The sequence below is a fragment of the Parasedimentitalea denitrificans genome (assembly GCF_011813015.1).
Taxonomy (GTDB): domain Bacteria; phylum Pseudomonadota; class Alphaproteobacteria; order Rhodobacterales; family Rhodobacteraceae; genus Parasedimentitalea; species Parasedimentitalea denitrificans.
Genome location: NZ_QHLQ01000027.1, coordinates 25,377 through 36,616 on the forward strand (window position 1 = coordinate 25,377; position 11,240 = coordinate 36,616).

The following is an 11,240-nucleotide window of genomic DNA, read 5'->3' on the forward strand; positions in this document are numbered from 1 at the left end:
CTGTGAAAGCTTGGCTCGGTTCAGCTTATCAAATGAAGGCCACTAGTATGCGGCGACACCGCATGTTCGCGGCGGTAATATCCCGCAAAGGCCAATAGGTAGAACAGAGGCAGTTCAAAAAACTTCTCTGACCACGCAAACAAAAACACGACAGCGCAAAAGCAAAGAACCTTAAGCAAACCGACGCGAAACTGCTTGTAGGTTCCGAGCATAAAGATACCTGCCAAGTAAGCCGACATCACAAGTCCGTGACGTGCCAAATAATCCGAAAACCCGTTGTTTGAGGGCAGACGGAAAAGCAAGGTGTCACTTGCCTCTACTACGATGCCATTCCCCAGTATGAGTGCATGACGTAAACTCTGCATATCGAGCTGAAAACTGGCCGACCGGCTTAACCCCCACTGCATATAGACTGAGTATCCACTGGTTACTTCGGCCAGTATTTTGGCAACAAGGAAATCTGCATTGAAGAAGAACGCCAGCGCCATCGGAAGCGTTAGTAGGATCACAAGCGCGCCTGTGACGCCACGATGGAGCAGCATGACACCAAGACTGATTGCCAATCCAACGGTACCGGTTGTCGAAACCGTTGATGCGATCGCCAACAGCAAGATGATGTTGGTCCGGTCGAATTGATATCTCCCCGCCAATATCCGGCACCACAAAGCAAAGGAACAAACCATTGCATAGGCTGCCGGTTCCCACATGAACCCGTGGTTCTGGGTGCTCCTCTCGGGCGCAAAAATGTAAAAAAGCCAACTGGCCCGCGCCCAGGCCCCAGTCAGTTGTTCACCAACAACAGTCCCGCCGGAAAACTGCAGCACCGCCGGAGTGGCATCGTACAGGACTTCAGTAAGCGTCGGAGCCAGCAGCCCAATGAAAAATAGGCCTAAGCCAACCGAGGAGAATACCGTGACCCATTTCACAAAAACATCCAGCGGCCTCGCCACAATACCCAGAACAAAAAATGCGATCAGAATTCGAACGAAATGACCCGCCAACGTCTTTGCGTTGGTCATGTCGTGCAGGATGGCATGCAAGCTGAGCCAAACTAGACTGACCGTAACAAATATCAGCGCAGCGGGAACAATTCGCGCGCCCCTGAATAGCCAAATAATGCCGGAAACGAGGAAGATCAGGATAGTGGCTTCGCTCTCAAAATTAACAAAGGCAGCCCGGGTGGACACCAAGAGCACCAGAATGATCAGTAGATCATCCAGCCAACTTCGACTGACCTCTGTTTTATTTGTGCACAAAATTTCGCTGACCTCGCCACGCATTTCGGAGTTTTTTTCGAAGTACTGGATAATCGATTGTCCGGTACACTGGCGCAAACGACATGCGCACAAGATCACTAGGCAAATGCTGAAATGTGGTCGGTGTCGCAGCCAAATCCTTTTTCCACCCCGCCAGTTCATAGCCCATAAGAGACATCCGCTCGGCACCGATCCAGTCCAGATACCGCCGCAACCAACGACGGCGTAGAGGGTTTAGTGGCTTCTTTCGCCAATCTCCGTTGCCTGCCGCACGAATTTCTCTGCTGTCACCATGGCGCTTGGGGTCTCCCATCTGGCCGTCCAAAACCTTGCTCTCGCCTGCTTTCTTCAGTGCCGCAGGATCCAGATCTAGCCATTCAAATAACGTGGTCAACATCTGTTCCGGAGCCGCCAAAAGCTCCTCGTACCGCAGCACAAATGCTCGGCTGCCCAGTATGCTAGCCGCATCGCAAAGCCCTTTGAGGCCAGCAAACAGGTCTACCTCATGTCGGTGAACAGCCCACTTTCCCTGACCCCAGGTTTGGTTCACTGACGCCACAATGGCGACGGGGTCGCGCCAAAGAATAATAAAGCGCGCTTCCGGAAATACGCCCAGAAGCTCGGCGGAAACCAAACTATAGCGCGGTGTCTTGTCCAGAAAATACCGTTCCTGTGCTGGGGCCGACTTGGCATAAAGCGCTTCAGCAAACACACGCACCGCAGCGTCCCAGTCCGCCCGCCCGTTCGGCAGTTGGTTGGTAAAATCCTGCAACGCACGCACCATGACCGTCTGATCATGAATACCGGTGACACTGTGCTCTTGTCGGCTCATCAACAGCGGCAACAAAATCCAGGGTTCATCAGTCGTGGCAATTTCTTTGTGCTCGAGCAGCTTGCGCTGCAATAGGGTCGAGCCAGAGCGAGGCAGTGATAAGATAAACGCTGGTGTCATAACCGCGCGCCTGATTTGAATACCGACAGCGGGCTTCCGCACATCAGGTTCACCCCTAGCACACGATAAACCAACAAACTGGGCAGCGAGGCGGCCAGAAAACAATACAGCGCAACCGACGCGCCCACACCGACAATGCCAAATTGGTGGTACAGAACGACTACACTAATGGCTTGAATCGCAGCTGTACCAAGACCAATGATCAACGCCGCGGTCTGTAGATCGGCCAGACGCATTGTCAATTGTCCTTGACCAAAAGCTGCCAGAAAACACTGCCCGACCAGTAGAAACACCATAGTCGCAAAACTACTGGTGTCAGGCTTGTCAAAAACAGCCTCAAACAGCCAGTTGTGAAGCATCAGAAGGCAAAACGTCGCCGCCAGCATGGTTATCAACGACAGGCTTGCCACCTGCTTTAGGTATGGTTCGACCTTTTTGAGCGATTGCCTATGCCAAGCACGCGAAATCACAGGAGCGACCAAGCTGCGCGCAGACAGCAGGATAATTGCCAGTGGCAGCGTCAGGCGAAAGACCAATCCATAGGCTACAGTCTGGGCGTTTGTCCCTAGCCAAGCCACCACCCAGAAAGGCATCTGGACGACCACCATAGACAGCGCATTTGTTAGCGCAGAAGTCCCCAGAGGACGCAGGCCAGTCTCGCGGTTGGAGCAGAACGTGGTATATGGCGGCACCCACCCGATAAGACGGTGAATATATAGCTGCCCCAGAAAAATGCTTGTGCAGAGCCCAATCAAATAGGCACGCGCCAACACCGCAACAGTTAGTTCTGATCCAGTGAACACAGTCCAGGCAATGCCGGACAGGGCAAGAAAATTTGAAAACACACCCATATAAAAAACTGAGGCCAATTGCCGGTGGAAGGCGAGCAAGACTGATGACTGAAAGACCTGAAGGGCTGCTAAAAACAACCACGCCAAGACGTAAAACGGTGAGATGCCCGACGCCCAGTTCCCTGCTCTGGTGTAAAATAGCACCGCGGCTATGATCAGGGCGATGACCACCCAAATGCCCAAGAACCTTGCAGCAAGGTCGGCGTAGTTTTTACGAGCGACGTCGCTACGGGGATCATCGCGCCCCAAAAGCTTGACGATAACAACATCAAACCCCAACACCCCGACAAGTCCGGAACTGAGAGTAAACGACAAAAGCAGCAAACCCGCTGCCAACGAAACCTCTTCCATCGAACGGCTCATCAGTACAATAATTGCCATCCCAAAACCGGACTGAGACGAGCGAAGCAAAAAGAGAACGGCTCCGCGGCCAAGAATTTTGGGCTGATTGCTGTATCCGCTAAATACCATAACGACCAATCACATATTCAGGACACCAGGCAATATTGTGGTTATCACGCCGACAAACAGGTAGATTGGAAATGTTCATTGACTTACTCACCCGCCTTCCTCGCCTGTCGCCGATCCATCCGCCACTCCTCTAACAAGGTTCCGACAGACTGGCGGGCGATGGAGCGGCGACCAGTTGTCATTTGCCACTCACGCGCCCGTCGATTGTAGGCGATGGCGGCACCTGTACTGTTGATCAACAGGCGCGCAATCATCCTTGTTGTAATCCCCTGATTTGCGAACAAGCGCCACAAGCCATTGGCCCGTGGTTTATCGGCGCAGACCAAAGCGACTTCCTGTTCGTAACGATCCTCTCCGGCCGAAGATCGTTGTTCACCGGGCCGTTCACGGAACGCAGCCAGCGGGATATCCACGGGCACCAATTCTGCATGTTGGGCAAACCGGGTCCACAGCTCGAAATCAGCAGCCAGTGACAGATCCAGGTTCAACCCGCCAACCTTGTCCCAAAGACTACGACGCCAGAACATGCTCTCTTGCTGCAGGTAAGCCCCCAGTGTTTTGGAATACCAACCGTTGGCTATAAAATGGCGAGGATAAGCTGGCGGCTTGCCATATACTCGGGTCATTTGCCCGGTATTGGACAGGAAGCTTGGACAACCCGTAATCCAGTCCACCTCAGGGAAACGGCTAAAAACCTCGCGAACAACCGAAAAAGCCCATGGCATCAGAACGTCGTCAGCGTTGATCCAAGCCTGAATATCACCCGTCGCCTGTCTGAAACCTTTGGCAAGGCCGTAATACTGGCCATCGTCAGGCTCGGATATCAGTACGTCAATTTGGTCCCCAAACCCTTTGGCGACATCAAGCGTTCCATCCTCGGATGCGCCATCGACAAAGACATATTGATCACCGGGCTGTTTTTGAGAAACGACTGAGCTGATGGTGTCACCAACCAGATCCTGCATATTCCAGGCAGAGGTGACTATCGAAATCCCAAGCTGTGACCCATCAGGTGCGGTGCCAGGCATCAGAAACTCGTTTCAATTTTCTAGGCTGATGAAAACCAGCGTTGCCCCTTTAAAATGATGACTTATTCAACCTGCACTTTACTACCCCATAGACAGTAGATCTCTGTATTCTTAACGGTTCCGCAAAATCCGTCGTGGCCGGCAGATGGTGCGCTTTTGTCAAAACAGCGTTCGGCGCTATCGGCCAATTGTAAGAAATATACGCGATGGTCTAGCTGGAACTTCCCCAGATCAGGAGACCTTGCCAAAATGTCGAATCCTTTCAGCAATCGCGTATCAGCACTGAGCGGCCCTGCTCGTGATATATCTCCGGTGGTCCCCAACGATGGAGCCGACCTAGGCTTTACAGCCGTTGGGCTATACGTGGAAACCGGCGGCACCCTGACGCTTGTAACGGCGACAGGCGACACCCGCAGTTTTTCCGTGCCCAATTTCTCAATTGTGCCGGTTGGTGTCGCACAGGTTCTGGAAACCGGCACCAGCGCAGCTGGCATCCATGCCTACCGGATCTAAGCCATGTTAGGTTTTTCAATTCCCGAACTGGGACAACGCCAGACAGAAGCAAGCGAATTTCCGGTTACGATTTCACTGCTCGGCCCAAGCCTGCATCCAGGAATTCAGGTAACACAGGCCTCTGAGGCTACACGAATTGATGCCAGTGGAAATATAACTGTGATAGCCCCCAATGCACCGCGTTTTGACCATGACCCCAATACCGGTTTGGTAAAAGGTCTGCTGGCAGAGCCCAGCGCCACAAATCTGGTTCACTATGCAGTGGCCAGTTTACCCGAATGGTCCAATCTGTTGTGCACACTCACGCAGCTAACCGAAAACGCGCTTGGTTCGTTCCCTGGGGTACGGGCCGCTAGCGGTGGAGAGACATGGCATCGTACAAACGTTTCAACAGGAGGCTGGACCGCAGCAAAACCAATACGGATCAAGGTTTGGTATGTTTCGGGGAGCTCGGGTCAGGCGATCATCGTGATGCGAAACTCTACTGCGAGTGTGGAATCTGCGCTTACCGGCACAACTGGAAACCTCGCGCCATCCGTTAGCACAGCAGGGGCCATCACAGATGTTGTAAATAGCACCATCGGCGCGGTTCACGTGGTGGAATTCACCGTTACCCCCTCTGACAATGCAACCAGTGGAACACTTGGCATTGGCCCGTATAGCGCGACAACTGGCGACGATATCATCGTTCTTGGCGCGCAGGTCGAGGCGAGCACCGAAGCCAGCAGTTTGATCCTATCCAATGGCGCCGAGACAACGCGGCAAGCGGATCAGATAATATTAAACGATTGGTCAGGCGTTTATGATCTGGAAATCAGATATGCGGACAGCCCAACCGAGACACGCAGCGGAATTACCCTGGCTCCCGGGCACCAACTGCCCCCACTCGCTGGTCAAAGGATCCAATCTCTGAAGATCTCTTAGACAATTACTTCGCCGGTTATTGTCGGCGAAGTATCCTCTGCGCTGACCTATCTCTCACAATGTTTGCTCGGCTCTGAAATGCGACGCGCCAGACAAATTTAGGCGCCAAGACAAGATACCGGCGCCACAATCGACGCGGCTCACTCATTAGACGGAAAAGCCACTCTAGCGATGCTTTCTGCATCAATTTCGGCGCGCGACGCACAGTACCTGCGTGAAAATCAAATGCCGCACCAACCCCGATCAAAGTCATCGGCAACCGATCCACATGTTCCGCCATCCAGAGATCTTGACGAGGTGACGACATTCCAACCCAAACGACGTCGGCACCACTGTCGCGTAGCATCTTGATCGTTTGCTCGTCATCCTTTGCAGCAACTTGACCAAATGGAGGACTGAAACACCCCGCAACCTGGATTTTGGGGTTTCGCGCCAGAAACCGATCACGCAAGGCTTCGGCCACTCCTTTCTTGCCCCCGAAAAAGAAGTGACGCAGCCCCGTTTCATCACTTTCGAGCAGCATCTTTTCCATTAAATCTGGGCCACAAGTGCGGCTGACTTTTTGCCCACGCATTTTCCCAACTAGAACAATCGGCATTCCATCAGGAAGGTTCATGGCAGCACCAGTTGCCACTTGTTGCAACTCAGGGTCCTCGGACATCGCAACCAGACTGGCGACATCGCGGGCACCAATGTAACGCCCCGTGTCGTCGTTTCTCCACGCATGAATTTGCGAGGAGGCTTCATGCAAAGACGTAGCGGCGATGGGTAAGCCTAAAACATCGTAAGATAAAATCGGGTTCATCGGTGTTCCTTGTGACGATGGCATATGCATGTTTTTTCCTTACTTCGTTTCCCCCAAACAAAATTCGCGGCACGCTCGGCATCAGGGAAAACTAACACAATCAAGGCCGGGTCGCTTCAGCTTTTGCATGGAAAATTTTACTCCCGTAAGTTAAAGACTGCCCAGATTATGCCGCTTGGAGATTTCCAGCGAGATCCAGTCGTAGACCCTTTCCATCCCAGCGCGAAGCGGAGCATTTGGTCGCCAAGCCAGCTTTTGTTCAATCAACGCGTTATCTGAATTTCGCCCTCGGACACCAACCGGTCCTGGAATATTACACACAGTCAGGTCTTTGCCCGAAATCTCTACAACCATTTTGGCCAAATCATTGATCGCGATCATTTCATCAGACCCGATATTCACCGGCCCTTCGAACTCAGATCGGGTCAGGCGTAAAATGCCCTCAACACACTCATCAATGTACAAGAACGAGCGGGTTTGCTGACCATCACCCCAAATCTCGATCTCGCCACCATCTTCAGCCAATCCTACTTTCCGACAAATCGCAGCAGGTGCTTTTTCCTTGCCCCCCCATCCACGTGCCTTCGGGGCCAAAGATATTATGAAAACGGGCGACACGGCATTCCATCCCGTAGTTTCGGTTGAACGAAAGAAATAGCCGTTCGGAAAACAGCTTTTCCCAACCATATTCGCTGTCAGGATTGGCCGGGTATGCACTCTCTTCTGCGCAGTTCGGATTGTTGTACTCCAGCTGGTTGTGCTCTGGATACATGCAGGCCGATGAGCTATAGAAGACGCGTTTGATATTTCGGTTCCGGCAGGCCTCTAGTACATTTAAGTTTATGAGCGCCGAGTTATGCATGATATCGGCGTCATTCTCTCCGGTGAAAACATATCCGGCGCCGCCCATATCGGCAGCAAGCTGGTAAACCTCATCAAATTTTCGATCTATGATTGAGCGCACAAAATCCTGTTCGCGAAGATCGCCCATGACGAAGTCATCCACTTCGGTGACTGAATACTCGTGGAACTTAAGATCCACACCGCGAACCCAGACCCCTTCTCTCTTTAACTGCCTGGCCAAGTGTCCGCCGATAAACCCCCCAGCCCCACATACCAATGCAGTTTTCATTTTTTCCTCCGCATCCTTTGACGCCTGTATTGTGAGAAACCCTCAACCGGATCGAAGTATTGCTGATCGAACACTAGGGTCTGACCGCGAATCTCTGCCGCTGCTCAGTGTTCATTGTACATCACCGTCGTTTGGAAGAATGATAAATGAGAGCAAAAACCACCCCAACACTCAGAAATCATTTGATTATACCAGGAGACTCCACGAAACCCAATCTAGGGCGAAAGTGTAAACATCGCCTTTGAAAGCTGACCGAGCTGTTGTGCCAGCGTCTCTTCTGTTACCCTTTTGCCCCTTGGCCGCGAGAGTAGACGTCTTCGTAGCGAATGATATCATCCTCCCCTATGTAAGCTCCCGTTTGCACCTCGATAAGAACCACCGGAACCTTACCCGGATTTTCCATTCGATGGACGGCACCAAGAGGGATATAGGCAGACTCGTTTTCAGTCAGAATTTGGACATTGTCATTGGTTGTCACACGTGCGGTGCCTTCGACTACGATCCAATGCTCAGAGCGGTGATAATGGCTTTGCAAGCTAAGTGCGGCACCCGGATGGACATGAATGCGTTTCACTTGGAACCGCCCCCCAACAACTAGGTTCTCAAACCAACCCCAAGGCCTGTGGTCGATCGGCAATTGCGTTGCCTGAAACGCGCCCTTGTCTTTGAGCGCCGCGACAGCCTGTTTCACATCTTGTGCACGCGCCTTATCAGCCACAAGAACTGCGTCGTTCATTGCCACAACCATTACATCCTCTAGGCCGATACCAACCAGCTCCAGCTGGGCGCTATCTGAACGTAGCAGTGTTTGACTGCAATCAATCGCCGTGGCCGAACCAGAGGTTACGACACCATTGGCATCTGCCATGCCTTCTTTCCACACAGCATCCCAGCCACCTAAATCGGACCAGTCGCCATCGAATGGAACCACCGCCAGATTATCCGTATTTTCCATCACTGCATAATCAATGGAAATGTCTTCTGCTGCTAACCAAGCGTTGATTTCCAACCGTAGAAAACCTAGATCATTCTGAGCTTCGGCAACGGCGAGGCTCACAGTCCCCATCAGTTTCGGAGCGTGCACCTCAAAGGCTGCAATGATATCTCTTGCTTTGAAAAGAAAGAGACCGGAGTTCCACAGGAAATTACCCTCATCAAACATCTGTTGAGCCCGGTCTGAGTTAGGCTTTTCAGCAAAGGATCTTAGATCCATAGCCCGCCCCGTTCCGTCCGGAACACCGCTGAGCTCAAGATATCCATAGCCGGTGTTTGGATCTGTTGGCTGGATGCCAAAGGTCACAAGTTTGCCAGCATGTACAGCACCAAGCCCACGCATGACGGCCGCTCTAAATGCATTCGTGTTAGGCACCACGTGATCGGAAGGCGCCACCAGCATCACCGCATCCGGGTCCTGTGCACTAAGATGAAACGCTGCTGCCAGAATGGCAGGCGCAGTATTGCGCCCTTCAGGCTCAATTAGAACGGCCCCAGGATCAATTCCGATTTCCTGCAATTGCTCGGTCACGATGAAGCGAAAGTCCGATCCTGTCAAAACCACAGGTGCCGCAAACTCAGCCCCTTTCACCCGACGTGCCGAGGCCTGGAATAGGGTCTCTTCTCCAACTAACGGGACAAACTGCTTGGGATACGACGCGCGAGAGAGCGGCCACAGCCGAGATCCAGAGCCACCACACAATAAAACCGGAAAGATCATTGTAGGCCCCATTCAACATCAATGATTGTAACTTTCTTGCAGTCCTTGTTCCTTCCGGACCTCATCACTTCGAAATAAGCCTCAGAGACGAGCAAAGACCGAGTTTTAGGGTAGTGCGCCAAGCATTGAGTTCAACACGCAAGGGTTGTTTTTCTACTCCGCATTCACATATAACCCTTGAAAACCCTCTACACTGCTTTTGTCATTACCGACCATTACAATATTTCCATGACCGCGCTGCGCCTCGCAAATTTGAGCTTTTCTAAATAATATCAATCTATTAAGCCATTCGTGATATGATATCTAAAACGTTCCACATATCAAATTTGCATTTCAGCAACATGACCATCAATTCAACCAGAAGCTGCATTCGCCTCACAGTCATTTTCATGCCACTTGAGCAGGCCAGCCTTATTCAGAGCCGTTACACTCATAGTCGTGGATGTCCAACTCCGAATGGAGTTATTGAGTTTACTGAACTGGTGGCCCACTACTCACTCCGAACGGCGGCAAGTGCGCTGAGCGTCCTATTCTGGATGTGATTGCGCCCAAGATGTAACGAAGGAAACTTCTCTTGGGCACCTTTGTGCATAGATAACAGGCCCCCGTTTCCTTGCCAAAGAACTGCCCGATAGGCGCTAGATTCTTCCCAAACTCGCGGTCACATCTGCCTACCTAAAAAAATCACTTACCCGTGACTTTCGGCCTTGTTTCTCTTGTTTGACACACATATACCGACCAACGGAGACGTGGCCGAGTGGTCGAAGGCGCTCCCCTGCTAAGGGAGTAGGCCCGGAAGGGTCTCGAGGGTTCGAATCCCTTCGTCTCCGCCACTTACCTACAAGTGCGGCAACTAGTTGAAAGTAAACGCCTTTTGAGGGCGTCGAAAAGCCGTACCCCACACGATCTCCCCACACGATCTCCCCATACGATGCAACATACTCAACCACACTTGCCTTCAGTCTCTTGGCTGGAAGATCTGGCGGTTCAAACTGCGAGCCTTGGGCTAAATAAGAACCTCCGAACGTCAACAAGTAAGCTTGGCTTTCGAGGAGGTACGGATGCCGCTTGCTGAAGCTCGTGTTGACTAACCAATGATCACGAACATGCTCGGTGAGTGGCCTCACTTTCATTTTGACGATTTCTGTTATTAGGAGCGACTTAGGCTACTCGGAGGAGCGCTTGAAGATAGCGACCCATTTAAGAACAATGATACCCCTTTAGACCCCATTTTTTGAAGTCACTCTTGAAAAGGAGCGCCCCCCTTTTTGCTAGAGACGGCAAGAGCGCCCAGCGCCAAGACAATGCCTGCATCGAATGCTATCCACCGTTGACTCCAAGGCGTGATCTTATCGACCTTCAGGAGGACAGCTTGCAGCTACAGGCCCAGCATGCAGGATCATCTTAGTGATGCTGTGGCCTCCGAAGTGCCCCGAAACGCTGCCTACGAACACTCAATAGAGCGGATTGTGGAAATGGCCTCACAGCGGGCCTCCTGTGTCTGACGTTAGCACCTGTGGGACAGAATTGAGGATTTGAACAACGGAGGATTTCTGGGTCATCGTAACTGTTAAGGAGTGAAGATGAACAAGAA

10 protein-coding genes and 1 tRNA gene are annotated in these 11,240 nt (G+C 52.0%); 3 read left to right on the plus strand and 8 right to left on the minus strand.

Annotated features, from left to right (window positions below):
• Positions 1-20: 20 nt before the first annotated feature.
• From DL239_RS19030 to DL239_RS19045, 4 genes are all read right to left on the minus strand, one after another.
• A complete protein-coding gene (locus DL239_RS19030) occupies positions 21-1,256 on the minus strand; it encodes a hypothetical protein (protein ID WP_206188535.1) in 1,236 nt (411 codons plus the stop codon).
• On the minus strand, positions 1,243-2,208 hold the full coding sequence (locus DL239_RS19035) for a sulfotransferase family protein (protein ID WP_167685691.1): 966 nt from the start codon (positions 2,206-2,208) through the stop codon (positions 1,243-1,245). Before DL239_RS19035 ends, DL239_RS19030 begins: the two co-directional genes overlap by 14 nt.
• Positions 2,205-3,422, minus strand: a complete 1,218-nt coding sequence (locus DL239_RS19040; protein ID WP_206188536.1) for a lipopolysaccharide biosynthesis protein — start codon at positions 3,420-3,422, stop codon at positions 2,205-2,207. Before DL239_RS19040 ends, DL239_RS19035 begins: the two co-directional genes overlap by 4 nt.
• Positions 3,423-3,613: 191 nt before the next feature.
• The gene (locus DL239_RS19045; RefSeq protein WP_167685693.1) at positions 3,614-4,558 is read right to left on the minus strand and encodes a glycosyltransferase family 2 protein; all 945 of its coding nucleotides are present in this window, start codon (positions 4,556-4,558) and stop codon (positions 3,614-3,616) included.
• Between the two features lie 249 nt (positions 4,559-4,807).
• On the opposite strand from DL239_RS19045, the gene DL239_RS19050 reads away from it, so the two are divergent.
• Together DL239_RS19050 and DL239_RS19055 are read left to right on the plus strand one after the other, a co-directional pair.
• A complete protein-coding gene (locus tag DL239_RS19050) occupies positions 4,808-5,071 on the plus strand; it encodes a spike base protein, RCAP_Rcc01079 family (protein ID WP_167685694.1) in 264 nt (87 codons plus the stop codon).
• Positions 5,072-5,074: 3 nt separating this feature from the next.
• Positions 5,075-5,995: a phage head spike fiber domain-containing protein gene (locus tag DL239_RS19055; protein ID WP_167685695.1), complete on the plus strand. Its 921-nt coding sequence runs from the start codon at positions 5,075-5,077 to the stop codon at positions 5,993-5,995.
• 16 nt (positions 5,996-6,011) lie between these two features.
• Here DL239_RS19055 and DL239_RS19060 read toward each other — a convergent pair whose 3' ends face one another.
• The 4 genes from DL239_RS19060 to DL239_RS19070 all read right to left on the minus strand — a co-directional run bounded on the left by DL239_RS19060 (position 6,012) and on the right by DL239_RS19070 (position 9,646).
• The gene (locus DL239_RS19060) at positions 6,012-6,830 is read right to left on the minus strand and encodes a WecB/TagA/CpsF family glycosyltransferase (RefSeq protein ID WP_167685696.1); all 819 of its coding nucleotides are present in this window, start codon (positions 6,828-6,830) and stop codon (positions 6,012-6,014) included.
• Positions 6,831-6,950: 120 nt separating this feature from the next.
• Complete coding sequence (locus tag DL239_RS21830) at positions 6,951-7,325, minus strand: NAD-dependent epimerase/dehydratase family protein (RefSeq protein WP_255456310.1); 375 nt, start codon at positions 7,323-7,325, stop codon at positions 6,951-6,953.
• Positions 7,318-7,932 (minus strand): NAD-dependent epimerase/dehydratase family protein, encoded by a 615-nt coding sequence (locus DL239_RS21835; RefSeq protein ID WP_255456311.1) that lies wholly within the window; start codon positions 7,930-7,932, stop codon positions 7,318-7,320. The genes DL239_RS21830 and DL239_RS21835 overlap by 8 nt, the downstream gene beginning before the upstream one ends.
• A 280-nt stretch (positions 7,933-8,212) precedes the next feature.
• Positions 8,213-9,646, minus strand: a complete 1,434-nt coding sequence (locus tag DL239_RS19070; protein WP_167685697.1) for a mannose-1-phosphate guanylyltransferase/mannose-6-phosphate isomerase — start codon at positions 9,644-9,646, stop codon at positions 8,213-8,215.
• A 743-nt stretch (positions 9,647-10,389) separates the two neighbouring features.
• On the opposite strand from DL239_RS19070, the gene DL239_RS19075 reads away from it, so the two are divergent.
• Positions 10,390-10,479: transfer RNA gene (locus tag DL239_RS19075), tRNA-Ser, on the plus strand.
• Positions 10,480-11,240: the final 761 nt, after the last annotated feature.

What these genes read in the sequence shown, in the direction of transcription:
- DL239_RS19035 (WP_167685691.1), bottom strand. Translation starts at nt 2,208, where the DNA reads ATGACACCAGCGTTTATCTTATCACTGCCTCGCTCTGGCTCGACCCTA.
- DL239_RS19040 (WP_206188536.1), bottom strand. Translation starts at nt 3,422, where the DNA reads ATGAGCCGTTCGATGGAAGAGGTTTCGTTGGCAGCGGGTTTGCTGCTT.
- DL239_RS19045 (WP_167685693.1), bottom strand. Translation starts at nt 4,558, where the DNA reads ATGCCTGGCACCGCACCTGATGGGTCACAGCTTGGGATTTCGATAGTC.
- DL239_RS19050 (WP_167685694.1), top strand. Translation starts at nt 4,808, where the DNA reads ATGTCGAATCCTTTCAGCAATCGCGTATCAGCACTGAGCGGCCCTGCT.
- DL239_RS19055 (WP_167685695.1), top strand. Translation starts at nt 5,075, where the DNA reads ATGTTAGGTTTTTCAATTCCCGAACTGGGACAACGCCAGACAGAAGCA.
- DL239_RS19060 (WP_167685696.1), bottom strand. Translation starts at nt 6,830, where the DNA reads ATGCATATGCCATCGTCACAAGGAACACCGATGAACCCGATTTTATCT.
- DL239_RS21835 (WP_255456311.1), bottom strand. Translation starts at nt 7,932, where the DNA reads ATGAAAACTGCATTGGTATGTGGGGCTGGGGGGTTTATCGGCGGACAC.
- DL239_RS19070 (WP_167685697.1), bottom strand. Translation starts at nt 9,646, where the DNA reads ATGATCTTTCCGGTTTTATTGTGTGGTGGCTCTGGATCTCGGCTGTGG.